The 23,833-nt window shown below is 64.8% G+C and carries 25 protein-coding genes; 15 read left to right on the top strand and 10 right to left on the bottom strand.

Going from position 1 to position 23,833, the window contains the following annotated elements:
* Positions 1–84: 84 nt before the first annotated feature.
* Positions 85–1,356, top strand: a complete 1,272-nt coding sequence (locus ACNS88_RS15930) for a saccharopine dehydrogenase family protein (RefSeq protein WP_435099738.1) — start codon at positions 85–87, stop codon at positions 1,354–1,356.
* A gap of 73 nt (positions 1,357–1,429) precedes the next feature.
* On the opposite strand, the gene ACNS88_RS15925 is transcribed toward ACNS88_RS15930, so the two are convergent.
* Entirely contained in the window at positions 1,430–2,401 is a 972-nt protein-coding gene (locus ACNS88_RS15925; RefSeq protein ID WP_435099735.1) for a phosphoadenosine phosphosulfate reductase family protein, read from the bottom strand.
* 126 nt (positions 2,402–2,527) lie between these two features.
* Between ACNS88_RS15925 and ACNS88_RS15920 the strand changes: the two genes are divergently transcribed.
* The gene (locus ACNS88_RS15920) at positions 2,528–3,874 is read left to right on the top strand and encodes an alkaline phosphatase family protein (protein WP_435099732.1); all 1,347 of its coding nucleotides are present in this window, start codon (positions 2,528–2,530) and stop codon (positions 3,872–3,874) included.
* On the opposite strand, the gene ACNS88_RS15915 is transcribed toward ACNS88_RS15920, so the two are convergent.
* From ACNS88_RS15915 to ACNS88_RS15895, 5 genes are all read right to left on the bottom strand, one after another.
* Positions 3,875–4,642, bottom strand: a complete 768-nt coding sequence (locus ACNS88_RS15915; RefSeq protein WP_435099729.1) for a hypothetical protein — start codon at positions 4,640–4,642, stop codon at positions 3,875–3,877.
* Positions 4,643–4,666: 24 nt separating this feature from the next.
* Positions 4,667–5,542 carry a DUF7847 domain-containing protein gene (locus tag ACNS88_RS15910; RefSeq protein WP_435099726.1) on the bottom strand — a complete coding sequence of 292 codons (876 nt, stop codon included), beginning with the start codon at positions 5,540–5,542 and terminating at the stop codon, positions 4,667–4,669.
* A gap of 139 nt (positions 5,543–5,681) precedes the next feature.
* Positions 5,682–6,011: a 2Fe-2S iron-sulfur cluster-binding protein gene (locus tag ACNS88_RS15905; RefSeq protein ID WP_435099723.1), complete on the bottom strand. Its 330-nt coding sequence runs from the start codon at positions 6,009–6,011 to the stop codon at positions 5,682–5,684.
* A gap of 6 nt (positions 6,012–6,017) precedes the next feature.
* Positions 6,018–7,421, bottom strand: a complete 1,404-nt coding sequence (locus ACNS88_RS15900) for a selenium-binding protein SBP56-related protein (RefSeq protein WP_435099720.1) — start codon at positions 7,419–7,421, stop codon at positions 6,018–6,020.
* A gap of 165 nt (positions 7,422–7,586) precedes the next feature.
* Complete coding sequence (locus ACNS88_RS15895) at positions 7,587–8,507, bottom strand: metal-dependent hydrolase (protein WP_435099717.1); 921 nt, start codon at positions 8,505–8,507, stop codon at positions 7,587–7,589.
* A gap of 250 nt (positions 8,508–8,757) precedes the next feature.
* Between ACNS88_RS15895 and ACNS88_RS15890 the strand changes: the two genes are divergently transcribed.
* Together ACNS88_RS15890 and ACNS88_RS15885 are read left to right on the top strand one after the other, a co-directional pair.
* Positions 8,758–9,210, top strand: a complete 453-nt coding sequence (locus ACNS88_RS15890; RefSeq protein ID WP_435099714.1) for a DUF1269 domain-containing protein — start codon at positions 8,758–8,760, stop codon at positions 9,208–9,210.
* Between the two features lie 279 nt (positions 9,211–9,489).
* Positions 9,490–11,148 (top strand): MFS transporter, encoded by a 1,659-nt coding sequence (locus ACNS88_RS15885; protein ID WP_435099711.1) that lies wholly within the window; start codon positions 9,490–9,492, stop codon positions 11,146–11,148.
* Between the two features lie 53 nt (positions 11,149–11,201).
* Here ACNS88_RS15885 and ACNS88_RS15880 read toward each other — a convergent pair whose 3' ends face one another.
* Positions 11,202–11,870, bottom strand: coding sequence for a DUF2238 domain-containing protein (locus tag ACNS88_RS15880; protein WP_435099708.1), 669 nt, complete (start codon positions 11,868–11,870; stop codon positions 11,202–11,204).
* The gene (locus ACNS88_RS15875) at positions 11,867–12,472 is read right to left on the bottom strand and encodes a hypothetical protein (protein ID WP_435099705.1); all 606 of its coding nucleotides are present in this window, start codon (positions 12,470–12,472) and stop codon (positions 11,867–11,869) included. Before ACNS88_RS15875 ends, ACNS88_RS15880 begins: the two co-directional genes overlap by 4 nt.
* 719 nt (positions 12,473–13,191) lie before the next feature.
* Here ACNS88_RS15875 and ACNS88_RS15870 point away from each other — a divergent pair.
* Positions 13,192–14,073 carry a mechanosensitive ion channel family protein gene (locus ACNS88_RS15870; RefSeq protein WP_435099702.1) on the top strand — a complete coding sequence of 294 codons (882 nt, stop codon included), beginning with the start codon at positions 13,192–13,194 and terminating at the stop codon, positions 14,071–14,073.
* A 180-nt stretch (positions 14,074–14,253) separates the two neighbouring features.
* Here ACNS88_RS15870 and aglM read toward each other — a convergent pair whose 3' ends face one another.
* On the bottom strand, positions 14,254–15,588 hold the full coding sequence (gene aglM / locus ACNS88_RS15865; RefSeq protein ID WP_435099699.1) for a UDP-glucose 6-dehydrogenase AglM: 1,335 nt from the start codon (positions 15,586–15,588) through the stop codon (positions 14,254–14,256).
* 98 nt (positions 15,589–15,686) lie between these two features.
* Between aglM and ACNS88_RS15860 the strand changes: the two genes are divergently transcribed.
* The 4 genes from ACNS88_RS15860 (at position 15,687) to ACNS88_RS15845 (ending at position 17,373) form a co-directional block, all read left to right on the top strand.
* A complete protein-coding gene (locus ACNS88_RS15860; RefSeq protein ID WP_435099696.1) occupies positions 15,687–16,265 on the top strand; it encodes a TIGR04206 family protein in 579 nt (192 codons plus the stop codon).
* Positions 16,266–16,347: 82 nt separating this feature from the next.
* Complete coding sequence (locus tag ACNS88_RS15855) at positions 16,348–16,557, top strand: hypothetical protein (RefSeq protein WP_435099693.1); 210 nt, start codon at positions 16,348–16,350, stop codon at positions 16,555–16,557.
* A 94-nt stretch (positions 16,558–16,651) separates the two neighbouring features.
* Positions 16,652–16,903, top strand: a complete 252-nt coding sequence (locus tag ACNS88_RS15850; protein ID WP_435099686.1) for a hypothetical protein — start codon at positions 16,652–16,654, stop codon at positions 16,901–16,903.
* Positions 16,900–17,373: a PIN domain-containing protein gene (locus ACNS88_RS15845; protein WP_435099683.1), complete on the top strand. Its 474-nt coding sequence runs from the start codon at positions 16,900–16,902 to the stop codon at positions 17,371–17,373. Before ACNS88_RS15850 ends, ACNS88_RS15845 begins: the two co-directional genes overlap by 4 nt.
* Positions 17,374–17,435: 62 nt before the next feature.
* Here the strand turns inward: ACNS88_RS15845 and aroC are convergent, their stop codons facing one another.
* Positions 17,436–18,623 carry a chorismate synthase gene (gene aroC / locus ACNS88_RS15840; protein WP_435099680.1) on the bottom strand — a complete coding sequence of 396 codons (1,188 nt, stop codon included), beginning with the start codon at positions 18,621–18,623 and terminating at the stop codon, positions 17,436–17,438.
* Between the two features lie 140 nt (positions 18,624–18,763).
* Here aroC and ACNS88_RS15835 point away from each other — a divergent pair, with 140 nt between their 5' ends.
* The 6 genes from ACNS88_RS15835 (at position 18,764) to ACNS88_RS15810 (ending at position 23,625) form a co-directional block, all read left to right on the top strand.
* Positions 18,764–18,985 carry a hypothetical protein gene (locus ACNS88_RS15835; protein ID WP_435099677.1) on the top strand — a complete coding sequence of 74 codons (222 nt, stop codon included), beginning with the start codon at positions 18,764–18,766 and terminating at the stop codon, positions 18,983–18,985.
* 98 nt (positions 18,986–19,083) lie between these two features.
* Positions 19,084–19,863: an enoyl-CoA hydratase/isomerase family protein gene (locus ACNS88_RS15830; RefSeq protein ID WP_435099674.1), complete on the top strand. Its 780-nt coding sequence runs from the start codon at positions 19,084–19,086 to the stop codon at positions 19,861–19,863.
* An 899-nt stretch (positions 19,864–20,762) separates the two neighbouring features.
* Positions 20,763–21,332: a hypoxanthine/guanine phosphoribosyltransferase gene (gene hpt, locus ACNS88_RS15825; RefSeq protein WP_435099671.1), complete on the top strand. Its 570-nt coding sequence runs from the start codon at positions 20,763–20,765 to the stop codon at positions 21,330–21,332.
* 183 nt (positions 21,333–21,515) lie between these two features.
* On the top strand, positions 21,516–22,160 hold the full coding sequence (locus ACNS88_RS15820) for a helix-turn-helix domain-containing protein (protein WP_435099668.1): 645 nt from the start codon (positions 21,516–21,518) through the stop codon (positions 22,158–22,160).
* An 83-nt stretch (positions 22,161–22,243) separates the two neighbouring features.
* Complete coding sequence (locus ACNS88_RS15815) at positions 22,244–22,597, top strand: DUF7344 domain-containing protein (protein WP_435099666.1); 354 nt, start codon at positions 22,244–22,246, stop codon at positions 22,595–22,597.
* Positions 22,598–22,803: 206 nt separating this feature from the next.
* The gene (locus tag ACNS88_RS15810; RefSeq protein WP_435099664.1) at positions 22,804–23,625 is read left to right on the top strand and encodes an IS5 family transposase; all 822 of its coding nucleotides are present in this window, start codon (positions 22,804–22,806) and stop codon (positions 23,623–23,625) included.
* Positions 23,626–23,833 lie beyond the last annotated feature (208 nt).

Below are 23,833 nucleotides of genomic sequence, written 5' to 3'. Positions count from 1 at the left end.
AGCGGGGAGCGGTGGATCCACGGACCGACGGGAGCCGCGCTGAACCCCGCCAGTTTACCACATCGCCCGCGTAGTGACACGAGCATGACCGACGCCGACAGAACACACGATATCGTGGTGTGGGGCGCGACGGGCGTCGCCGGACGCTTCGTGGCCGAGTACCTGACCGAACGGTACGCCCCTGACGACCTCTCGCTGGCCGTCGGCGGCCGGAGCCCCGATCGACTCGACGAGGTGGTCAACGACCTCACCGCCCGCAGCGACGCGTGGGACGACGTGCCCGTCGTCGTGGGCGACGCGACCGACTCCGAGAGCCTGCGGGCCATCGCTCGGGACACCCGGGTCGTCTGCACGACCGTCGGCCCGTACACGACGTACGGCACGCCGCTGGTGGAGGCCTGCGTCGAGGCCGGCACGGACTACTGTGACCTCACCGGCGAGATAAACTGGGTGCGCGAGATCGTCGACCGATACCACGAGGCGGCGGTCGACGCCGACGCGCGGATCGTCCACAGCTGCGGGTTCGACTCCGTGCCCGCGGACCTCGGAACGCTCCTCGCCCAGTCGTTCGCGGCGGAGACGTTCGACGCGTCCTGTCAGACGGTCCGGATCTACCTCGAAGACGGGAGCGGGAGCGTCAGCGGCGGCACCCTCGCGAGCTTCGGCGAGCTGTTCGACGCGGCCGACGCCGACCCGCTGGCCCGGCAGACCCTCCGGAACCCCTACTCGCTGGCGCCCCCCGGCGAGCGGAGCGGCGTCGACCCCGGCGAGCAGCGGCGCCCGCGGAAGGACTCCCTGCGCTCGGCGTGGACGGCGCCCTCGCCGATGGCGGCGGTGAACGAGCGGGTGGTGCGACGGAGCAACGCCCTCCTCGAGTACCCGTGGGGACGCGAGTTCCGATGCACGGAAGTCGTGCCGACCGGAGACGGGCTCACCGGAGCGGTCACCGCCGGCCTCGTCGCCGGCGGGCTCGGCGCGTTCACGGCTGCCATGTCCGTCGGACCGCTGCGCTCGGCGCTCCGCCGGCACGTCTTCCCGGAGCCCGGCGAGGGACCGACGAGAGCGGAGACCGAAGCCGGACACTTCCTGATTCGCGTGCTCGGGCGAGGGATGGCCGCGGACGGCCCGTTCACCGTCGAGGTCGAGTTCGGCGCCGATCGGGACCCCGGGTACGGGGCGACCGCGCGGATGCTCGGCGAGGCGGCGACGTGTCTGGCGACCGGCGACGTCGACTCGCCGCTCGACGGCGGCGTGTTGACGCCGGCGTCGGGGATCGGACTCCCGCTCGCGGACCGGCTCCGCGACGTCGGCTTCACCGTGTCGGTCGGCGAGCTGTCCGACGACCGCGGGCGGTGAGGGCAGGACGGCCGAGCAGAGCGGCGGCGGGGAGCGTAGAACAAAATCAAACCGAAGCGCTCGACGGCCCGCGTTACATGTAGCCGAGGTCGCGCAGGCGCTCCATCAGGTCTTCCTTGTCCTGGGCGCGGCCGGCGCGCTCGGTCGTGTCCTCGAGGTCCTGGAGCCACGCGGGCTCCTCGGTCGTCTTCTCGGTACTGACCTCGCTACCGAGCGAGCGGAACCCGGCGAAGTACTTCGGCGAGATCGGCACGTCCTCCTGTGAGACGCCCTCGGGGAGGTCGTCGTCGGACTGCGGGATGTACCCCTCATCGGGGAACGCCTCGACGGTGTCGGGGACGACGTAGTTCCAGAAGGCGTCCCACACGTCGGCCTCGGCGAACTGCAGGATGGGCTGAATGCGGTCGTGCGGCGGGAACAGGTCGGGATCGTGACGCGGCGAGAAGAACGTCTCGTCGGCGCGGGCCTCTTGTTCGTCCCACCGCACCCCCGAAATCACGCCGTCGATGTCGTACTCCTCTAAGGCGTTGTTGAGCGCGACCGTCTTCAGGAGGTGGTTCCCGACGTAGGTGTCGAGCAGGAACGGGAACGTGTCCTCCTCGAACTCCAGAATGTCGCGGATGTGGTGTTGGTTCTGCTCGCCCAGCTCCGCGACCGGGATGTCGTCGCCCGGTTCGAGGCCGTGTTCCTCGACGTACGCGCCCACGTCGTCGTTGCGGGCGTACACGAGGTCGATCTCCCACTCGTCGGCCCAGCGCTCCACGAAGTCGGTGATGTCGTCGAAGTGCTGGAAGTGGTCGATGAAGACGGCGGTCGGCTTCTCGTAGCCGAACTCCTCGGCCACCTGGTTGATGAAGTACAGCGTCAGCGTGGAGTCCTTCCCGCCCGTCCACATCACGGCCGGGTTGTCGTACTGTTCGAGCCCCTGCCGCGTGACCTCGATCGCCTTCTCGATTTTGTGCTGTAGCGACGGGTAGTCCGCCGGATCCTCGCCCTCGCCGTCGGCGTAGTCGACGTCGACGCTCGCCGGGAAATCGTCGGTCATACGCCGGATATGTCTCCGCCGAGGGGAATAGGCCTTCTGAATCGGCACGGCTTGTCAGGACCCGCAGATAGCGGCGTCACTCGCCAGAACACAAGGAATTTGTCGGCTCGAGGTCACTCTCCGCGCATGGGACTGTTCGACCGGCTACGCGGCGACGACGACGAGCGCGTGGTCTTCCTCGGCATCGACGGCGTACCGTATGACCTCGTGCAGGATCACCCCGACGTCTTCGAGAACCTGACCGACATCGCCGAGACGGGCTCGGCGGGGCGACTGGAGAGCATCGTCCCGCCCGAGTCGAGCGCGTGCTGGCCGAGCCTCACGACGGGCGTGAACCCCGGCGAGACCGGCGTATACGGCTTCCAGGACCGCGAGATCGACTCCTACGAGACGTACGTTCCGATGGGCAAACACGTGTCGGCGACGCGGCTGTGGGACCGCGTCACCGACGACGGCCGCGACGCGACCGTCCTCAACGTCCCCGTCACGTTCCCGCCGTCGAGCCGGATCCAGCGACAGGTCTCCGGGTTCCTCTCGCCTTCGCTCGACGCGGCCGCGAGCGACGACGCGGTCCGGCAGGTCCTCGAAGACCGCGACTACCGGATCGACGTGAACGCGAAGCTCGGCCACGACGACGACAAGACCGACTTCGTCGAGAACGCGCACGCGACGCTCGACGCCCGCTACGACGTGTTCACTCACTACCTGGATCAGGACGACTGGGACCTCTTCTTCGGCGTCTTCATGAGCACTGACCGGGTCAACCACTTCCTGTTCGGCGACTACGCAAACGACGGCGAGTACGCCGAGGAGTTCCTCGAGTTCTACCGGACGCTCGACGGGTACATCGGCGAGATCCGCGATTCGCTCGACGACGACACGACCCTCATCGTCGCCTCCGACCACGGCTTCACCGAGTTAGTGTGGGAGGCGAACTGCAACCAGTTCCTCGCCGACGAGGGATGGCTCTCGTACGACGGCGACGACCACGACTCGCTCGCCGACATCGACGACGAGACCCGGGCGTACTCGCTCATTCCCGGCCGTTTTTACCTCAATCTGGAGGGCCGCGAGCCGGAGGGCGTCGTCCCCGAATCCGAGTACGAGGCGGTCCGCGACGAGCTCCGCTCCGACCTCGAATCGCTCACCGGCCCCGACGGCCGACAGGTGTGCAAGCGGATCGTGGACGGCGAGGACGCCTTCGACGGCGCCCACGACGAGATCGCGCCCGACCTCGTGGTCATCCCCGCGGACGGCTTCGACCTGAAGTCCGGCTTCGGCGGCAAGGAGGCCGTCTTCACCGAGGGGCCCCGCAACGGGATGCACAAGTTCGAGAACTCGCTTCTGTACTCGACCGACTCCGACCTCGAGGTCGAGGGGTCGAACCTCTTCGACGTGACTCCGACGATCCTCGACCTGATGGACGTCGAGCACGACGGCGACTTCGACGGCGAGAGCCTCCTGTCCGCCTGATCAGACCGTCTCGGTCGGCGTCGAACACCGCATACAGAGGACTTGGGTGCCGGCCCAGTTGACGTCGCTCGACCCGCAGTTCGGGCACCGGTTGGTCTCGTTGCCGTACTCCGTCGTCCCGCGCGGCGCCGCAAGATGGCCGTCCGCGACCGCCTTCTCGACGAGCCCCCCGAACCGCTGCTTTTTAAATCGGGCGCGGTGCGCGAGGAAGTCGCCAGCCTGCGAGGGGTCCGACCCGTGGAGGTCCTCCCACTTGATCGCGATCTCGCCGTTCGCCTGCCCGCGAGCGACCTGCTTGATCGTCGCGGCCGCGGCGCCGAACAGCGGCGTCGTCGCGAGCGCCTGCGGCGAGTCGATTTCGCCGCCGACGCTCGCGTAGCGCTCCGCGGCGTCGTCGTACGCCGTCTCGGCGCCGTCGAGCCCGCCGGCGACCCGGAAGTCGGCGACGAACTCCGCGAGACAGGCGCCCTGCCCGGGCGCATCGAGGGCCCGCTGGAAGTCGCGCGTCGCGGCGATCCCCTCGACGGCGCGCTGGGTGGCCCGCGGGTCCGCGCCGGCGACGCGGTACGCCACCGCGGCCGCGAGCAGGTGTCGGAGTCCCTGGCCGATCCAGCCCTTCTCGTCGGGCGCGAAGGGGTCGAGTCCCGGCCGCGGGTCTGCGAGCACGCGGCGGCCGCCGCGGGTGTACCGGTTCCCCGCCGTCTCGTACTCCCTGGCCGCCAGCGCGTCGACCGCGGCGTCGTAGTGGCCGCCGTCCTGCGTGTTCATACCGATCCGAGGGGCTACGACGGATTAGGGGTGGCGGTCGCGGCCGTCAGACGGGCTGGCTTCTGGCCGAGTCGACTCGTAGAACGCGACCGAGTACGTCGCGTAAAACGCGGCGAACGCCCCCGTCAGGAGGAGGTACCCGACCCCGGCGACGACGAGCAGGGGAAGCGTCGGGTCGACCGACGCGAGGTCGGCGAGCGGCGTCGCGGCCGCCCCCGCGGACTGCGGGCCGAGGACGATCGACGCGGTCGCGCCCAGCGTCCCGAGGACGACGCTCCCGGCGAGGAGGATCAGCGTGTAGCCGACGACGCTCACGGGGTTCGACCGGACGAGTCCGACGCTGCGCCGGAACCCGTCGATGAGCTCCGCGTCGTCGAGGACGATCGCGTGGGCGTAGAACTGGATGAAGAAGGTGACGAGGAGGTACACGAGGACCAGGCCGCCCACGACGACCGCGAGGAGAGCGAGCAGCGTCGGGTCGATACCGGCTGCGGGGGCGCCCGGCGAGCCCGTAGGCATGGACGCTACGCCGCCGATGACGACGATCAGCCCGCCGATGAACGCGACGAACCCGAAGGCGAAGTTGATCGCGAGCAGCACGAGGTACGCGAGCAACAGCGCCAGGTAGTTGTCTCTCCCCTCGGCGACGAGCGTGCCGACTCCGGTCCGTCCCGCGATCGCCTCGCTCGCCATCCCGAGCAGTCCGCCCTGGAAGAAGGGGAGGGCGAGGAGGAAGACGCCGAACGTGGCGAGCGAGACGAGCGCCGCCAGAATCGGCTGCGCTGAGGGCACGAGGAAGCTCGGGACCTGTACGAGCCCGTACAGCGCCGTGACGAGCAGGAGGATCGGGTTGCGAACGATGCCGCCGACTGCCGGACGGAGAGCGTGGAGGGCCGCCATGGGCTCACGTTTCGGCCGAGATATATAAATCGAATGACTTGCTAAACAGCTCGTTGAACGACTCGTCGAACTCACCGGCGAGAGACGCGTTCTGCGTCCTCCAGTTCGTTCCGAGAGGCGTCCGTCGCCGGGGAGAACCTTACTTCCAAGGCGTCCCGACGACCTCGGCTTGGATCCCGTGGCCGACGCGCAGTCGGCAGTCGGACTCGGGCGCGGCGACGCAGGGGAGGACGTACCCGTCATTGAGGGCAGACGGTTTCAGCCCCCGCGGCGGCGCCTGATGGCACACGTCGCCGTCGAGTACCTCCGCGATGCAGGTGCCACACGCCCCGTACAGACAGCCGTACGGAACGGCCACGTCGGCCCGGTCCGCCGCGTCGACGATCGTCTCACCGGCCTCGACTCGAAGCGTCTCGGTCCGCCCGTCCGAGCGGACGAGTTCGACGGCGTAGGGTGTCGCGTCCGTCACGGTGAATCACTGCCAGACGTCGCTCGTGCAGTCGCCGCCCGGCCAGCGGATCTCGTGTGCGCGTGCGGGTCCGCCGGGGGCGTCACCGAAGTCGACGAGGAACTCCTCGTCAAGTTCCAACCGCCCCTCGTCGGGGTAGACGTCGGCTTTGAGCATCAGCGACCCCTCCTCGGCGATGTCCGGGAAGAACTGGTTGTCCCACGACGAGAACAGCGACGTCGTCCAGTAGAGCCGTTTGCCGTCCCGGGAGAGCTGGAGCATCTGCGGCGAGCCGCGGATCTCCTCGCCCTGTATCGTCTGGCGGTCGCCGAAGAGGCCGCCGGCCCACACCTGATCGACCAGCCGCGGATCGCCCGCGTCGCTCACGTCGTACATCCGAACGTCGCCGTGGAGCCAGTTCGCGAAGAACAGATACTGGTCATCTAGCGACAGCAGGATGTCCGTGACGAGCGGCGGCACCGGCATGTCCCAGTCCTCGTGTTCGCGCGGGTCCTCGTCGATGACGACGTCCCAGTCCCACGTGCCGTCGGACGTCTCGTAAAAGCGGATGATGTTCGAGGAGAGCGCGGCGCCGATGTACCCCTGCCGTTCCTCGGGGTTGTGGCTCATCCGAACCTCGAGCGGGATCTGCCCTTGTTCGCCGAACTCGAGCGTCTGGATGTGCTCGCGGTCGTCCCACGACCAGATGTGGATGCTGTCGCCGTACTTGCCCGCCTCGACGTCGTCGAGGTCGAACCCCGGGTAGTAGGTGTTCGGCGCCGCCCACTCGGTGGAGACCATGACGTCGTGGCGGGGCTGGTACCAGTAGTCGTAGTTCATCTCCATCTCGCCGCGGTCGGCCTCCCAGTGGCCGTCGATGCTGAAGTCGTCCTGGTCCAACTGTAGGAACCCGCCGGGAAGCTCGCCGTTCGCGTCGCCGAGCATGCTGATGACGATCTTTCCGCCGGGGACGCAGTGGACCGTGTGCGGCGCGGACAGGTCGTGTTCGAACACCTCCTCCGGTTCGATCACTTTCACCATCTCGGGCTCGCGCGGGTCCTCGGCGTCGACGATGTGAATGCGCGAGGAACGCTGGCCCGGAACGACCAGATACTGTCGAGAGAGGCCCTCGGCGTGACACGACGACGAACAGGCGTTCCAGCCGAAGTGGTGGAGCTCGTCGCCCTTGTTGGGCATCTCGACCGTGTCGATCAGTTCGCTGTAGGTGTCCGACGTGGGGTCGAGGTCGACGACGCCGATCATGTCCGGCCCCTCCTGTTCCATGCCTACTCGCGGTGCCATCACGTACGCCGTCTCCTCGCGACCGCTCTCGGTCCGCATCGCGGCCGGCGTCGGATACCCCGGCCCCTCGACTTCGTGATGTTCGTGACCGCTCTGTTCCGTATCGTGGCTGTGGTCGTCAGTGCTCATCCCAAAACGCCAGTAGATATCCAACACTATTAATAATGTAGTATTTTTTAAGCCCTTACGATGTATTTATTAATTAATTCACACGTCGGCGACGACTGCGTACTGTCCGCTTCGAGTTAGACTCCTGACTCGGTCTCGGGGCGAGAACACCCGGCGGCCGGCGTCTTAAAAGAGCACGTACGCGACGCCGTACCCGATCGCCGCGAGGGTCATTATCGCCGTCCCGGTCCCAACGGTTCCCAGCGTATCGATCGGTCTCGTAAACGGGTGAGACGAAATCCCGGCGCCGATCACACTCAGCGCGAGGACGCTGAACACGAACGCTGCTGCGTTGTGGATCGTCGGCGGCGGAATAACGAAGACAGCCCCTGCGTACCCCGTCCCGAACCCCGCCCGCGGGTGAACTACTCGGCGGAGCGGAACGCCGTGCGAGCGAGCGTACGTCCATATTCCCAGCCAAACGGTTCCGATCTCGATGAGGAACGCCGCGAGCAGGTGCAGTGTCGGATCGGGGTGCAGGGTAATCCGGTGGCTCACCAGCGTCGCATCGAACGGATACAAAAACAGCGGCGGGCTGCCGGTAACGAGGTCCCCGAACGGATGCGAGAGCAACCCGATAGACGCGACAGCCAGCACCCCTACCGCTGAGACGCCGCGTTGCCGGGCGACCAGCGCGACCACCACGCCGGCGACAGCGTACACCGCGGTGATTCCCGCGACGACACCGCCACCGGTCACATCGGCAACGGCGATCAGCCCCGCAACGACACCCGCGCCGGCAACGTGCCCCACTCGTCGATCCGTGGCGACGAGCGCAACGGCGACCGCGAGAACGCCTCCGAAGAGGAGCGAGTGCGTCGGGCCTCGATGGACGATGTTCGCCGTGTTCCAGAACGCGTTCGGGTCGATCGCCTGAACGGACCCAAGGGCTAACCCGACCGGAGCGTACACGATATCCACGTCAGGCACGAACGCGAACAGCGCAGCGAACGCGCCGAGCTGGAGCGCCCGGTCTCGGCTGACACCGAAGCGTCTCGCGACCAGCGCTCCGACGGCGAACGCCGCGAGACTGTGCCCGACGAACATACCCGTAGTTTTGTTTCAAAAGTAATAATTATCTCGTGTTGTTCTGTTCACAACCCGGTTCTATGTGGCAATATACCGACAACCTAAACCCAATGAGAAATGGTCAAATACGACTTATTACACAGTGTACGCCGAGTTAAGCTGCTATTTTGTTTGATTGATACTAATTAACTAATATATCCCACATGCTAATAGATGTATGAGTTCACTGGTTGTGCTCAGATTCGGCGATATAGGCGGTGCAGAGGCGATGCGCGATAGAATGTACGAGTTACAAAAGCGGGAGCTGGTCAAACTCGAGGACGCCGCGGTGGTCGTCCGCAATGAGAAAGGGCGCGCAAAAGTCAAACAAGCCCACAGCCTCGTGGGCGCGGGAGCGCTCGGCGGCGCCTTCTGGGGCATGTTGATCGGGCTGTTGTTTTTCGCGCCGTGGCTCGGCCTGTTGGCCGGCTCGACGATGGGCGCAATTACGGGAAAGCTCGGCGACATCGGCATCGACGACGACTTTATCAAGGAGACGCGGGACGCGATCGAACCCGGGAACTCCGCGCTCTTCCTGCTGGCCCGAGAAGGCAACGCAGAGCGCATCAAACAGGAGCTGTCGGACTTCGAGTACGCGTTCGAAATCATCGAGACCAACCTCAGTCCCGACGACGAGGACCACCTGCGCGAGACCTTCGCCGCCGAGGAAGTCACCGGATAAGCCGCTGACGGCTTTTCCCCGGCAACGCCGGGTTCCCCAGCGACCACCGTTGCCGTCTGAAACGAATGCACGAGTGATCCCCCGCTACCACATGCGACACGCGTTGTTTCCCTTCTCCGACAGACCCCGCTTAGCCGTCTTCGGGACGCCCGGCGGGCGATTCGTCTCGGTACGTTACTCGCACGCCATCAGTCGCGGTGAGCGTGCCGGACCACGGGCGGTGACTATGAAAACGCCGAGGAGACACCCGGATCGACCGGTCGCGTTTGGAGCCTCGCGATGACTGCCGAAGAGGGAGCGCTCGGACGCGACGCCGACGCACCGGAACGACGGGAGGGCGCACTGGCGTACTGGGGCCCGGCTATCGCTGTGAGCTTGGCGATGTTTATCGCCGTCATCGATTCGACGCTGATGAACGTCGCCGTCCCCGCGATCGTCTCGGATCTCGACACCACCGTCCCCGTCGTCCAAGGCGCGATCGCGATCTACTCGCTCGTGATGGCGGCGTTGATGCTCCCCGGGAGCAAGCTCCCGTCGATCTACGGCGTCCGGCGACTGATGCAGGTCACGCTCGTCGTCTACGCCGCCGGGACGTTGCTCGCGGCCGTCAGCTGGAGCCCCGCAGTGCTGTACGTCGGCTGGTCCGTCATCGAGGGCGCCGCGTCGGCCGTGCTCATGCCGCTTACCTTTACCGTACTCGTGGTCACCTACGAGGGAACGGACCGGGCGAAGGCGCTCGGGCTACTCGCGGGCGTGAACGCGACGGGCGCCGCGGTCGGACCGATACTCGGCGGCGCGCTCACGACCTTCGCCAGCTGGCGGTGGGGATTCGCCCTCGAGGCGGTCGTCGTCGCCGTCGCGCTCGTGTTCGTTCGCTACGTGAGCGCAGCCCCGCTGGGACAGGAGCGCGGCTCCCTCGATCTGGGCGGGACCGCCCTCTCCGTGGTCGGCGCGACGTCGCTCGTCGTCGGCTTCCTCCTAGCCGGTAAGTTCGGGTGGCTGGTCGCGACGCGGCCGTTCGTCGTCTTCGGTGTCCCGTTCACCCCCTTCGGCACGTCGCCGGCGGTCTGGTTGATCGGAGTGGGGTTACTCGCGTTCGCCGCGTTCGCCCAGTATGAACTCCGGCTGGAACGGGTCGGCGGCTCACCTCTCGTCCCGATGCGGATACTGAGGAACCGCGCGTTCACCGCGGGCTCGCTCACGTTCGGCGCCCGGTCGCTCGTCATGGCCGGGTTCATCTTCGTCGTCCCGGTGTACCTCCAGTCGGGACTCGGGTACACCGCGTTCGGGGCCGGGGTCGCGATGCTCCCGTTCTCAGTCGGGACGCTGCTCGTCTCGACGTTCACGACCGGCTGGAGAAACTACGTCTCGCCGAAGACGCTCATCCAGGTCGGCGTCGCGCTCGTGGGTCTCGGGCTCCTGCTGTTGTTCGAGCGAACCGCGCCGGAACAGACCGCGATGAGCATGGCGGTGCCGATGGCGGTCGTCGGCGTCGGCGTCGGACTGCTCATGCCGCAGCTCGTCAACACGACGTTATCGGCCGTCCCCCAGACGGATTCCTCAGAGGCGTCGGGCGTAATGAACGCGGTCGGGATGCTCGGATACGCGTTGGGCACGGCCGTCGTTGGAGCCTTTTTACTTGGGCAGTTCTATCGGGGGGTGGTAGACGGCGTGCTCCGGGCGGGCGGTGTCGCGGTGTCGGTGGCGCGGCGCGACGAACTCGCACGCGCACTGCAACGGGCCTCCGAGACGGCGACCGCGTCGACCCAGCAAGCGTTCTTGGATCGGCTGGCCCCCGCCGAACGTGAACTGCTCGACGGCGTCTTCGAGGCGGCCATGATCGGCGCACACCGGGCAACGTTGCTGCTCCTCGTCTTCTTCGCGTTGCTCACACTCGTCGCTTCGGCGTTCATCCCACGCGACTCGGGGCGGCCCTGATGGCAACACCGAGATGCTGAAGGCAGATCTGGGACGCGCCCTGACCACAAGCGTCAGCGGTTTGCCGACCGCGACTCGAGTCGATCGCCCAGTTGATCGGAGATCCCGACCAGGTGTCGCGTCCCGAAGACGGCGACGAGCATGCCGCCGATGCTGTTGTACATGAGGTCGAGAACGGTGTCATCGAGGCCGTACTGCGTGAGCACTTGGGGGATGCCGAACAGGTCCGCGCCCACGGCGATATAAAACTCAAGGAGCTCCCAGAGGACGCCGAAGGCCAATACGAAGATCAGCAGGTACGCGAACATGAACTTCGGGCCCAGCTGGATGTGTTCGGTGTGTTCTTGGAGGGCCCGCGTCGCCGCGTAGCCCGATGCGACGACGATCGACGAGGACAGCGCGTGGGTCAGATGGTCCCACCACCACGTCGCGCCGTACAGACTCTCGAAGTCGAGTCCGGGGAGCGGCACCGTCCCGAACGCGTGTAAGAACACCGCCGTCGTGATCCAGATGACGAGCCACACGTCCATGACGATCTGGTACCGACGCTCTAAGAGCGCCGGCAACTGTGTGATGAAGAGCCCGATCGCGGCGTCGAACGCGATCACGACGTTGCCGGTGTACAGTCCGAACCCGAGAATGGCGATTAACAGCACCTGGAGAACTCTGACGATTCCCACTTGCGTGCCATGAGAGACCTGCATGCGGGTCCGAATGCTCATCGCGCGCTCACCCCTTCGCCGCCGACGTGGTCGAGGTTTGTCTTGAGCTGTCGCTGGAAGTACAGCCGAAAGACGCCGCCGGCGACGAACGCCGCCAGTGCCGCGGCGTTGAAAATCATCATCAGCTCGTCGTTCGTTTCGATGAAGGCCGTCTCGAAATAGTAGGCCGACCCCGCCGCCAGAATCGCCCAGAGGCCTGCAGACGCCATCGTGGCGAACACGACGAAGAACACGGCGAAGTTCGGCGTCATCCGCACCGATCCCGTCGACTGGAACGCAACGACCACGAGCATCCCCAGCGCGGCGATGCTGAGACCGGTGATGACATCGGCGAGGAAGCTGACCCCGAGCGCTCCCGTCGAGAGGGGAATCGCACAGATCAGTAACAACGGCCACGGAACCGTTCGGGTCCACGTTCTCTCGACGAGCGCTGGGGTGACGGCGACGAACGCCGCAACGGCAGCCAGCGCCATCCGGCCGAGCGAGAACTCCAGCAACGCGGTTATCGCGACGACGACCAGCGCGCCGACGAGCACCCACGCGATCGCCGCGTTGACCCGCGTGTCCGTGAGAAACCACTCTTCAGGGAGTTGTTGGCTCATGGTCGGGGGTCCTCCGTGAGACGATCGGGGCGGACTGTACTGAGCGGCGACTTCATCCTTGACTCCGCTGGGCGGTGTGCAACCGCGTTCGCGGTACAGACTGTTCCGGTGACGGCGTAGCGGACGGCAAGTGTTCTCTGGCCGACCGTCTCTCTGAGCGTTGCCACAGAGAGGGCGTGTAGTACGTGTGCAATCGCACCGGCAGCGAGAATAATCGCGCCGGCAACGAGGACAACACCGAGTAAAACGGACAGCGAACGTCCCGTCCCAAACGGAGCGATCACCGCGAGCGCTCCAAGCACTGCGAGGATCGCTCCGGCCACCGCAGCGGTGCGGCTCCCGGGACGGTTCGATTCGCGTTCAAACGTGGTAGTTTCTCGCACGCGGCATAATACGCCAGTTCACATAAAAAATACTAAACATCGTTCAATTCAGTTCATACTTCGCTAGAAATTCGTTTGCTTTGGTAAGTGATCCGAATCAGAGATGTTGGCTGAGCCCGAGACACGTACTGCGCACCGCCGCAGAGGACGCTGTTTTCCGACCGAATAACATTCTAATAACGTATAGTACGATGCGCTTTCTGGCTGCGATACTACAGGAGATCTCGAAGCCGATCACGAGTCGGTGTGAGTCGCGCCGAGCACCACGTACGCTCACCAAAGCGGCCGGTCAACGGGTAAATAACAGAGTGTCCTCGACACCACCGGACCGTGGGGATGGTACTGATACAACAAGGGGTCTCAGTTGACCTACAGCAGTATATTCCGGCACTCACGAGCGCGATTGTGAAGACGCTACTATTCGTCATCGTGTTTCTCGTCGTGTACCGACTCGGCCGCTCTGTCGTCACTCGAACGGTCGAAAGCAGCCTCAAACGTCGGGAGTTCGACGAGACGCTCGTCGGGTTCGCTGCGAGTATGACTGTCGGGGTGATGACCATCTTCGCAGCTGCCCTGGCCGCAGCGATTGCCGGATTCGGGACCGTTCTCGCCGCGTTCGCGACTCTGGGAGGGGCGCTCACGCTCGCGATCGGCTTCGCCGCACAGGACCTCATCGCGAACTTCGTCGCCGGCGTGTTCGTCATCAAGGAAAAGACGTTCACGGTCGGCGATTGGATCGAATGGAACGGGAACGACGGCGTGGTCCGCGAGATCCACCTCCGGGTAACGAAACTCGACACGCTTGACAATCAACTGATGACGGTGCCGAACAGCGACCTCGCTAACGCGACGGTTATCAACAACGTCACGAACGATCGACGCCGGGTGTCGGTCGGGTTCGGCGTCGAATACGACGAAGATATCACCCGAGCGCGGACCGTCATCGTCGAGGAGGGCGCGCGTATTGACGGGGTCCTCGATGTTCCGAAGCCGACCGCTCCCCTCGCGGAACTGGGCGACTCGGCGGTCATTCTCTCGGGACGCGTCTGGATCGACCCGTCGGAAAGCAGCTATCCGGCGGTCCGTTCGCAGTTCGCCGAAGCGGTCAAGCACCGTTTCGACGCCGAGGGCATCGACATCCCGTATCCCAACACGAAACTCTCGGGCGGCCTCGAGGTCACGAACGTCGCGTCCGCAGAGGGAAGGACGGGGGAGTGACCCGTCTCACTTCTGTTCGGAAACCCCGGAGTTTGCGTGTAGGAGGACCACAGTGCGTCCGGTCGTCGTATAGCTGTGTGCCACACACTGCACAGTATCCGCATCGAACACCGATCAGGCGTCTCCGCGGAGCCGAATCGAACTGTCTGTCACCCGCTCCGGCGTCGGCAGTCGCCGGCACTACCAGGTGAGCCCCTCGTACGTCAGGCCGTCGCGCCGCTCGATGATTCGGCGGCCGTCGATCACGACCGGATCCCCCGTCGCCGCATCGTTCATCGCGTCGAAGGCGTCGTCGAGCGCCGCGAACTCGTCCCAGTCGGTGACGACGAGCGTCGCGCTCGCGCCCTCCAGCGCGGCGGCCGCTGAGTCCGCGTACGCGATGTCGGTGAACCGCTCGCGCATGTTGTCGGTCGCGACGGGGTCGTAGCCCACGACCTCGGCGCCCCGCGCCTGCAGCCCCTCGATGATCGGAATCGCCCGCGAGTTCCGGATGTCGTCGGTGCCCGGTTTAAAAGCGAGCCCGAGCACCGCGACGCGCTCGCCCGCGACGTCGACGTGCGAATCGAGCAGCTCGAGCATGCGCTCCGGCTGGCCGTCGTTCACCGCGACCGCGGCGTCGAGGAGCGCGGGCTCGTACCCCGCTTTGCGGGCTGCCGCCCTAATTGCATCGACATCTTTGGGAAAACAACTCCCGCCCCACCCCACCCCCGAGCGCAGGAATTTCGCCCCGATTCGGTCGTCGAGTCCGATTGCGTCCATCACCTCGTAGGCGTCGATCCCGAACTGCTTGCAGATATTTCCCAGATCGTTCACCAGCGAGATCTTCGCGGCGAGGAACGCGTTGTTGGCGTACTTGATCATCACGGCCGTCTCGGGGTCGGTCCGGATCACCGGCACGTCCGAGTCGGTCGCAGCGACCAACGGCTCATAAAGACTTTCTAACGCCTCCGTCGCCCACTCGGACTCGGTCCCGAAGACGAGCTTGTCCGGGTGCTGGAAGTCGTCGACTGCGGAGCCCTCTCGGAGGAACTCCGGGTTGGTCGCGAGTTCGACGCGGTCGGCCGCGTCGCCCGCGCCCGCAAGCAGGGCCTCGCGGACCTGCGCGACGCCCGGCGGCGTGATCGTGCTCTTGACGACGACGAGGTGGCGGTCATCGGGGTTCGGGGACGAAGCGACGTCGCCAGCCCCCGCCAGCGCCTCGCCGGTCATCTCCGCGGCCGCGGTGAGGCCCCCGAGGTCGATGCTCCCGTCATCGTTCGACGGTGTGCCGATCGCCAGGAACGTCACGTCGGCGTCCGGAACGCTCTCGTACTCGGTCGTGGCGCGGAGCCGATCCCCGACGTGTTCGGCCAGCAGGTCGTCGAGGCCGGGCTCGTGGATGGCCGCGTGCCCGTCGTTGATCGCCGCGACCACGTCCGAATCGATGTCGACGGCGGTCACGTCGTGACCCGCGTCCGCGAGGCAGGCCGCGAGGGTCGTTCCGACGTAACCGCTTCCGACGACGGTGACTTGCATACCGGAGTAAGCGACCCCCGCCTCAAAGAACGTTATGCGTCTCCGGACGCGAGGTCGCCTCCGGTCGATACTTACCCGCGGGCCCCCGAGTCGAGGACATGTTTGAGGGGCGGGAGTCGGAGGCGACGAGCGAGCGTCGACCGGGGCGGGACGACTCTGTCGACCCTGTCGACCGCGTCGACACCGCCGATTCCAGCGGCCGCGTCTCCCGTCGGATCGGCTGGGTCCTCGTCGTCGCCCTCCTCGCGGTCCCGATGGCGGTGATCCCCGGTGATACCCTCACGCTCGTGAGTCTCTGGGGCTTTCTCAGCACGGCGGGGCCCGGCCTCGGCAGCGGCGGCTACCCGGTGTGGACGTACTTCCTCGACCAGCCGCGTTCGTTCTGGTCGCTCCCGGCGTCGATCCAGGCGTGGCCGCTCGCGATCGGCTTTCACCTGCTCGCGGCGGCCAGCGCGACGGCGGGAGCCGCACTCGGGCGTGAGGACCGACGCGTCACCGGCGGACTCCTCGCGCTCGCGGCGGCCGCGAGCCTGTGGGTCTCCGTCGGCGTCGCGACCCGGTTCGGCGTCGGGACCACGTCCGGGTGGCTCGCCGTGATCCCGGTCGGCGCGCTCGCGACGCTCGGGGTCGCCGTCGGCGCGTATGGCCGGGACCTCCGGAGCGCGTTCGAGCGGTGACCGCGGCGCCGGGCGACTCCCTCGTCGCATCCAGGTTCGCCGTGTCGACGCCTTTTCAACCCGGCACGCCCTTCTTGCGGACATGTCCACGACTATTTCCACGCCCGACGCCGACCAGCCGTGCGCCTACTGCGGCTCGCGGATCTTCGAACACGACGCGATCTGCGTGCGCGACTGCGACGACGACTGCGGCTCGCCGGCCTACTTCTGTAACTACGCCTGCCTCGCGACGCATATCGACGAGAACGAGCTCACCGCGGGCGACGCCTGCGAGTGGTCGCCGGGGGAGTGAGAGTCGCGACAATCTGTGTTTCTGCTGTTTCGAACCGACACGCGCCCCCAGCGCGGAACATGCATTTAACACCGTTGCCGGGTAATATTCAATTATGGCCGCAGAACTATCTGACCGCGTTCGAGAGATCGCGGAGGCGACTGATCTCCCGGAATCAGAGGTCTTCGAACGCGCCCTTGAGCAGGGACTCGAAGCCCTGTGGGAGGATCTCGTTTTAAAACGATATCTCAGCGGGGAAATCGATCGCGAGGAGGCGATCGAGTACGTCGGCCGGACGAAAGTCGAACGCGCAGGCCGGGAACAGCAGATCGTGGAGGAAGACATCGACTGGGGCTTAAACGCGTGACGCTCGCGGCCGTTTCGGATTCCGGGCCGCTCATTCATCTCGGAGAGATCGACTCACTCGAACTCCTTTCGGCGTTCGACGAACTCCTCGTTCCGGAGACGGTGTACGCCGAGATCGAGGCGGGCGGCGTTCCGAGCGGACTGGTCGACATCTCGTACGAACTCGTCGAAGTCGACGGTAAACCAAGAGAGACAGACGAGTTAGACGCCGGTGAGAGTGCGGCGATAGCGGTCGCGACGGAGCGTGATCTCACTCTGTTGACCGACGACCTCGCAGCTCGGAAATCGGCATCGGGCGCCGGAGTCGACGTACACGAGTCGGTCGGCGTCATCGCTCTCGCCCACGCCCGTGGGTACCTCAACGTTGACGAGGCGGCGTCAAGCATGCGAGCGCTTCAACGAGAGACGAGTCTGTTCGTTACCGACGCGGTGATCGAGCGCGGCATCGAACTGTTGAACGAGACGCGATAACGCGGCGAAAGAGCCGTCAAGTTCTCATAGCGTCGAGTTTCTCCAATCCGAGCCTTCGTCCGCTACTCGTTATCCGGACTGCTCGGGTGGTAGTCGGTGTCGTACTGCCCCGAGTTGGCGTCGACGCGGTCGGGGTTGATCCGGCCGGCGAGCAGCATGAAGTCGAGGACGGTGCAGTACAGCATCGCCTCGACGACGGGGACGGCCCGCGGCGGGAGGACGGGGTCGTGTCGGCCGACGACCTGCACGTCCTTCTCCTCGCCCGTCTCCCAGTCGGCGGAGCGCTGCTTTTTGGGGATCGAGGTGGGCGCGTGCCACGTCGCTTCGCCGTAGATGGGTTCGCCGGTCGTGATCCCGCCCTGCAGCCCGCCGTGGTCGTTGCCGACGGGGACCGGGTCGCCCTCCTCGCTTTCGACGTGGTCGAACGACTCGCCGTCGTCGAACGTCCAGTCCTCGTTGCGCTCGCTGCCGGCGACGCCGGTCGCGTCCCGTCCGAGCCCGTACTCGACGCCGGTCGTCGCCGGGATCGAGAACATCGCCTGCCCGAGCCGGGCGGGGAAGCTGTCGAACCGGGGCGCGCCGAGCCCGCGCGGGACGCCGCGGCACTCGAAGTAGATGGAGCCGCCGATGGAGTCGCCCTGTGCTTGGTACTCCTCGATCAGCTCCTGCATCTCGGCGGCCGCCTCGGGGTCGGCACAGCGCACGTCGTTCTCCTCGCTGCGCTCCAGCAGCTGCTCGAAGCTCACGTCGTCGGCCTCGACGTCGCCGATCTGGTTGACGTGGGCTTTGATCTCCACGTCGTACTCGGAGGCGTCGAGCACCTGCTCGGCGACCGCGCCGGCGGCGACCCAGTTCACAGTCTCGCGCGCGGAGGAGCGCCCGCCGCCGCCCCAGTTGCGCGTGCCGAACTTCGCGGAGTAGGTGTAATCGCCGTGCGAAGGGCGCGGCGCGGTGACGTACGGCTCGTACTTCCCCGAGCGCGCGTCCTTGTTCTGGATCACCATGCCGATCGGCGTGCCGGTGGTGTACCCGTCCTGCACGCCGGAGTTGACGACGACCTCGTCGGGTTCGCCCCGAGAGGTCGTGATCATCGACTGTCCCGGCTTGCGCCGGTCGAGCTGCGCCTGGATCGCCGCTTCGTCGAGTTCGACGCCGGCGGGGACGCCCGAGACCGTCACGCCCATCGCGTCGCCGTGGCTCTCGCCGTACGTCGTCACCTGGAAGAGCCGACCGAACCGATTCCCGTTCATACCCAACCGTGTAGCCGAGGGCATATATGGGTTGCAATCCGGGCAACGGGGCGTCCGGACGGTCGCGCCCGAACGGGCACCGCCCGCCCCGTCTCGCCGCGACCGACGGGCGTTTATAAGGTGACGCCGTTGGTGGGTCCGTGCGCGAACGTCTCACCTCCGATCTGGGCGTGTACGCCCTCTCGGGCCTGTTCTCGCTCGTCGTGTTCGGCGTGGCGCTGGCGCTCCTCTCGCGGACACTGCCGGACGGGCTCGGCTCCCGCCAGCTCGTCGGGCTCGTGGTCGGCTACCTGCTGTTTATGGGCGCCTACAGCGTCGCGTGGTACATCTACACCGAGATCGACGCGCGAGAGCAAATCTGAACGCGGTCGCTGCGAGACCCTGAACGCCCCTTGCTCCTCGACCCCCGCTCGACCCCCGGCTGGCGAACGGTTTTCACCCCGCCGCGAGACGGGCCCGTATGACGTGGGACACGATCAGACTCGACGTTGACGACGACAGCGACGTCGCGACGATCACCGTGGACCGGCCGGACCAGCTCAACGCGCTCACCGTCGACACGCTCGAAGCGATCGAGGCGGCGCTCGCGGAGGCCGAGGCGGCTGGCGCCCGCGCGCTCGTGTTGGCCGGCGCCGGCGACGAGGCGTTCGTCGCGGGCGCGGACATCTCGTACATGGTCGAGCTGTCGACGCCGGAGGCGCAGGCGTACGCCGAACTGGGCCACCGCGTCGCGCACGCGATAGAGTCGTTCCCGGCGCCGACGGTCGCCGCGATCGACGGGTACGCGTTTGGCGGGGGGTGTGAGCTCGCACTGGCCTGCGACCTCCGCGTCGCCGCCGACCGCGCCGTGATCGGACAGACCGAGATCGACCTCGGGCTCATCCCCGGCTGGGGCGGGACCCAGCGGCTCTCGCGGCTGGTCGGCGACGAGACCGCGCGGCGGCTCGTCTTCCTCGGCGAGCGGATCGACGCGACGGAGGCCGCAGAGATCGGTCTCGTCGGCGAGGTCGTCGACGACGACGCGTTCGACGATCGGATCGAGGCGTTGTCACAGGAGTTGGCCGCGAAGCCCGCGTTCGCGATGCGCGCGGCGAAGGAGGCGCTCAACGCTGCCCGCGACGGGACCCAGGCGGGCGGGCTCGCCTTAGAGCGTCGGGCGTGGTCCGGCCTGTTCGGCACGCACGACCAGCGCGAGGGGATGGCGGCGTTCCTAGAGAAGCGGGAGCCCGACTTCGAGTAGGCGCTGGTGCGGACCGGATCGGCGTGACCTCCTCCCCGTCGTAAACGACGGGGCTTCCCACGGTACCGCACCGCTGGGTTGGGATATTTGCTGGTTGACGACTCGTCGGCATGACGAGCCGATGGCGTTCACGAGAACACTGTTCTCGTGCAGCCCATCAGAAATCGAAGATTTCTGAGGACGGGGCCACACCGCCGTTACTCCTATCCCCCGGCAGGGGGGACTCGGAGTTATCTTGACCGAGACACCACAGCGGTTCGAGAGGGTGTCTCGAACGTTCTGATTCTCGGAGTCCCGATATTGTGCATTTAGGTGGCGGTGAAACCGCCTCGGTGTACGTCATGCTACGACGTGACGCTACATAAATATCCGCATCAGCGTCAGAACGTGGTCTGTAGAGGACTTGTCGGATTCACTCCCGCCGTAAACGGCGGGATCCTCTCCTCGAAGAAAGATAGGGGTGTGGTGGCGCGCGCCTCCGAGCGCCCTCTGGGCGCGAGGAGCGCGTGCGAGGGAGCCCGCGAGCGCCTTTATAAGGCGCGAGCGGCGAGGCTGGGGAGGCGTGAGGCTGCGGTGCCGGGCGGTGCGGGGCGGGACTCAAAGGGGCAGCCGCGAGAGCGGCGCAGGCGTTCACGAGAGCGGAGCTCTCGTGAGCCAATCAGAACGCTTCGCGTTCTGATGACGACGTAAGCACTGGAGGGAGCGAACGTCGTGAGCGACTGAAGCGCGCAGCGAGCGTGCACCGCCCTCGCGGCTGGGGCTTTGGCGGTAGCCGCACCCGATCCCTTGTCGTTTCGAGACGAGCCGTGACAGCACACGCATCCGACCGCTGCGTGGTATCGGTCCGCACCGGGCGACGTAACCGCCACGCTTTATTAATCCGCCCGAGTACCGTCGACATGGACCAGTTGCGGCAGTCGCTCCTCGACGCGCCGATCATCGAGAAAGGCGAGTACCAGTACTTCGTCCACCCGATCAGCGACGGGGTTCCCATGCTCAAACCGGAACTCCTCCGGGAGATCGTCATCCGGATCATCCGGAAGGCCGAGCTGGAGAACGTCGACAAGATCGTCACCCCCGCGGCGATGGGGATCCACATCTCCACCGCGCTCTCGCTGATGACGGACATCCCACTGGTCGTCATCCGCAAGCGCCAGTACGGCCTCGACGGCGAGGTCCCGCTGTTCCAGGAGACCGGCTACTCCGAGTCGGAGATGTACATCAACGACGTCGAGGAGGGCGACCGCGTGCTCGTCCTCGACGACGTGCTCTCGACGGGCGGCACGATGAAGGCGATCTTAGACGCGCTGACGATCGAGGTCGGCGCCGATGTCGTCGACGTCGTCGCCGTGATCAAGAAGGCGGGCGACAACGAGCTCGACCAGACCGACTACAACGTGAAGACGCTCATCAACGTCTCCGTCGAGGACGGCGAAGTCGTGATCGTTGACGCGCAGGGCGACGACTAACCGGACGTCACCCGGTCTGCCCTTTCGATCTTGTTGTCTCCGTAAAATCATCGTTACTGGTTGGCCTGCCAGTTCAAAGAGAGGTTCTGAACGGCACGCAAGATACGGGGCGCGTGTCTCACAACTGTCCACGTCGGGGTCGCCTAACGAGTATTCATACTACGTGACACCGATAGGTCGGGTATGAGCATTGTTGTGGAGTTCACTATCGATGGCGATGAGTTTCTCCTCGGTGAAGTACTTGCCCGTGACCCCGTCGCCCACATCGAGATGGAGCGCGTTGTCCCGGCGTCTCGACGGTTAATACCGTACGTCTGGATACATGGGGATGAGCTTGATCAGTTCGAGGCTTCGCTCCGCTCCAGTGAGCAGGTCATAGACCTCACGCGGTTGGACCAAACAAACGGGAGCGCTCTGTATCGCATTGATTGGGAAGACGAGGCGGAAAGTCTTATTGACGGGATAGCCGAGACAGACGCAACTATTCTCGAAGCCCGTGGGAAAAAAGAGTGGTTCTTTCGGATACGGTTCGACTCTCACGCTGAATTCGCCGATTTTAATAAGTTCTGTCGGCAACAGAACATTTCAATCAAATTGAACCGCGTGAACACAGTGACAGACAGAGGAGACCCCTCGGGATTCGAGTTGACTGACTCACAACAAGAAACGCTCTTTCAAGCTGTCAGAGATGGATACTTCGAAGTCCCTCGTCGAACAACACTCGAACAGGTAGGGAACAAACTCGGTATTACCCAACAGACCGCCTCAGAAAATCTTCGACGAGGGACCAACAAAGTGTTAAAAGAGGTGTTAATGAATCCGTCGTAAAGCGTTCTTATCAAGCAGCGGTACTTATATGGACTTATATAACAGGCAAAGAGTTAGCAGAGATTGTATCGTACTCCTATGAAATGTTAACCGTAGACCGCACGGAATGGAGTACGATCTATGCTGCGCTGGCCAATAGCGATAGACGTGATTTGCTCCGATACCTCAAAACCGTTCAAGTGACGCAAATTGAAGACGTGGTACAACAACTTCTCAAGCGGGAGAGTGGCTCCGCTGAGGAGGAATCCGACGCGATGATGATCAAACTTTACCACAAGCACCTCCCGAAAGTGGAGGAGGCGGGACTTCTCACGTGGAACTCACAGCAGAATCAGATTACGCTTACTGCGCTGGGCTCACAGTTGCCGGCTGAGTTGATCGATCCGTGTCTGGAACCATCACCAACTGCAGGCGACAGGGACGTAGCACTAGACTGAAAACCGGGAACTGTCCTCTTATTGCAGACGCCCACGTGCTGAATCCACAATCTGTATCTCGCACAGCGTTCTTAACTGGAGTTGGGTAGTTCAGCCAGCGAAGCGGTACGTGAGTTCCTATACTGAGCGATCAGGCGCAGAAAGCTATCAGTTTGGCTTTGTTGAAATCCTCAGAGAGTTACATCTTCGGCTTGTAATTCGACGAGATGAATGCCCTCCCGAAGTTGCAGATTCTCCGTTTTACTGAGAAAGCGATCTATCTGGCGCGTCGAGCTGTCTCTCGATACTCCTCGAAATTCTCCAAACACCGCTATACACTTCCCCAGCACGTCGTTCTGCTGTGTCTCAAAGTCCGGAAGAACACGACCTACCGTGGCCTGCTTGACGAGCTGATCGAGATGCCGCGCATCCGTCGTGTTCTCGGGCTAACCGAACTTCCTACGCCATCAACGCTTTGTAAGGCGTTCGACCGGCTTGATATGGCTGTATGGCGTGTTATATTGACCCTCTCAGCGACGCTACTTCCGACGAGCGGAGTTGTTGGCGTTGATGCGTCAGGATTTGACCGCAGTCACGCCTCGAAACACTACACGAAACGTGCTGAACTCACAATTCAGCAGCTCAAGGTGACGTTGCTGGTCGATGCGAAGGTAAACGCGATTCTCGATTTACACGTGACGGCGACTCGGAAACACGATAGCCAGATTGCTCCGTCGTTGATCAAGCGCAACCCCGAGGATATTGACATTCTGCTCGGTGACAAGGCCTACGACGACCAGAAAATCAGGCGACTTGCCCGGCAACACGAGGTTCGTCCAATCATCAAGCACCGTGAGTTCACGCCACTCCACCGGGCATGGAACGCGCGCTTAGACACTGATCTCTACGGCCAGCGGAGTCAATCAGAGACGGTTAACTCAACGCTCAAGCGGAAGTACGGTGCGTTCGTCCGCTCACGACGCTGGTGGAAGCAGTTCCGTGAACTCACCATCGCCTGTCTCAGTCACAACATCGACCGATCACTCTGAGCGGTCAATCAGAGGATGCATTCATCACTCCGGTAGATACAGTTCTATCTCTCAGAAGTCGGTCCCACTGCGCATCAGTGTCGGGGAAAAGTTGTTAGTGCCTCCCACGCTCATCTTTGAGACATGGGACGGGACTTGGACGACATTGACCGAAGTATACTCTACTTGCTTCAGAAGGACGCCCGTGGGGCGACAGCTGAAGCAATGG

The sequence above is a fragment of the Halorubrum shenae genome, assembly GCF_051194165.1.
Classification (GTDB): Archaea; Halobacteriota; Halobacteria; order Halobacteriales; family Haloferacaceae; genus Halorubrum.
The sequence above is the reverse complement of the archived record's forward strand: the minus strand, read 5'-3'. Positions and strand labels throughout refer to the sequence as shown.

What these genes read in the sequence shown, in the direction of transcription:
- ACNS88_RS15815 (WP_435099666.1), top strand. Translation starts at nt 22,244, where the DNA reads ATGTTAACCGTAGACCGCACGGAATGGAGTACGATCTATGCTGCGCTG.
- ACNS88_RS15925 (WP_435099735.1), bottom strand. Translation starts at nt 2,401, where the DNA reads ATGACCGACGATTTCCCGGCGAGCGTCGACGTCGACTACGCCGACGGC.
- aroC (WP_435099680.1), bottom strand. Translation starts at nt 18,623, where the DNA reads ATGAACGGGAATCGGTTCGGTCGGCTCTTCCAGGTGACGACGTACGGC.
- ACNS88_RS15850 (WP_435099686.1), top strand. Translation starts at nt 16,652, where the DNA reads ATGGCCGCAGAACTATCTGACCGCGTTCGAGAGATCGCGGAGGCGACT.
- ACNS88_RS15810 (WP_435099664.1), top strand. Translation starts at nt 22,804, where the DNA reads ATGAATGCCCTCCCGAAGTTGCAGATTCTCCGTTTTACTGAGAAAGCG.
- ACNS88_RS15875 (WP_435099705.1), bottom strand. Translation starts at nt 12,472, where the DNA reads ATGAGCCAACAACTCCCTGAAGAGTGGTTTCTCACGGACACGCGGGTC.
- ACNS88_RS15890 (WP_435099714.1), top strand. Translation starts at nt 8,758, where the DNA reads ATGCGCGATAGAATGTACGAGTTACAAAAGCGGGAGCTGGTCAAACTC.
- ACNS88_RS15895 (WP_435099717.1), bottom strand. Translation starts at nt 8,507, where the DNA reads ATGTTCGTCGGGCACAGTCTCGCGGCGTTCGCCGTCGGAGCGCTGGTC.
- ACNS88_RS15855 (WP_435099693.1), top strand. Translation starts at nt 16,348, where the DNA reads ATGTCCACGACTATTTCCACGCCCGACGCCGACCAGCCGTGCGCCTAC.
- ACNS88_RS15910 (WP_435099726.1), bottom strand. Translation starts at nt 5,542, where the DNA reads ATGGCGGCCCTCCACGCTCTCCGTCCGGCAGTCGGCGGCATCGTTCGC.
- hpt (WP_435099671.1), top strand. Translation starts at nt 20,763, where the DNA reads ATGGACCAGTTGCGGCAGTCGCTCCTCGACGCGCCGATCATCGAGAAA.
- ACNS88_RS15885 (WP_435099711.1), top strand. Translation starts at nt 9,490, where the DNA reads ATGACTGCCGAAGAGGGAGCGCTCGGACGCGACGCCGACGCACCGGAA.
- aglM (WP_435099699.1), bottom strand. Translation starts at nt 15,588, where the DNA reads ATGCAAGTCACCGTCGTCGGAAGCGGTTACGTCGGAACGACCCTCGCG.
- ACNS88_RS15900 (WP_435099720.1), bottom strand. Translation starts at nt 7,421, where the DNA reads ATGAGCACTGACGACCACAGCCACGATACGGAACAGAGCGGTCACGAA.
- ACNS88_RS15830 (WP_435099674.1), top strand. Translation starts at nt 19,084, where the DNA reads ATGACGTGGGACACGATCAGACTCGACGTTGACGACGACAGCGACGTC.
- ACNS88_RS15860 (WP_435099696.1), top strand. Translation starts at nt 15,687, where the DNA reads ATGTTTGAGGGGCGGGAGTCGGAGGCGACGAGCGAGCGTCGACCGGGG.
- ACNS88_RS15930 (WP_435099738.1), top strand. Translation starts at nt 85, where the DNA reads ATGACCGACGCCGACAGAACACACGATATCGTGGTGTGGGGCGCGACG.
- ACNS88_RS15870 (WP_435099702.1), top strand. Translation starts at nt 13,192, where the DNA reads ATGGTACTGATACAACAAGGGGTCTCAGTTGACCTACAGCAGTATATT.
- ACNS88_RS15820 (WP_435099668.1), top strand. Translation starts at nt 21,516, where the DNA reads ATGAGCATTGTTGTGGAGTTCACTATCGATGGCGATGAGTTTCTCCTC.
- ACNS88_RS15880 (WP_435099708.1), bottom strand. Translation starts at nt 11,870, where the DNA reads ATGAGCATTCGGACCCGCATGCAGGTCTCTCATGGCACGCAAGTGGGA.
- ACNS88_RS15920 (WP_435099732.1), top strand. Translation starts at nt 2,528, where the DNA reads ATGGGACTGTTCGACCGGCTACGCGGCGACGACGACGAGCGCGTGGTC.
- ACNS88_RS15915 (WP_435099729.1), bottom strand. Translation starts at nt 4,642, where the DNA reads ATGAACACGCAGGACGGCGGCCACTACGACGCCGCGGTCGACGCGCTG.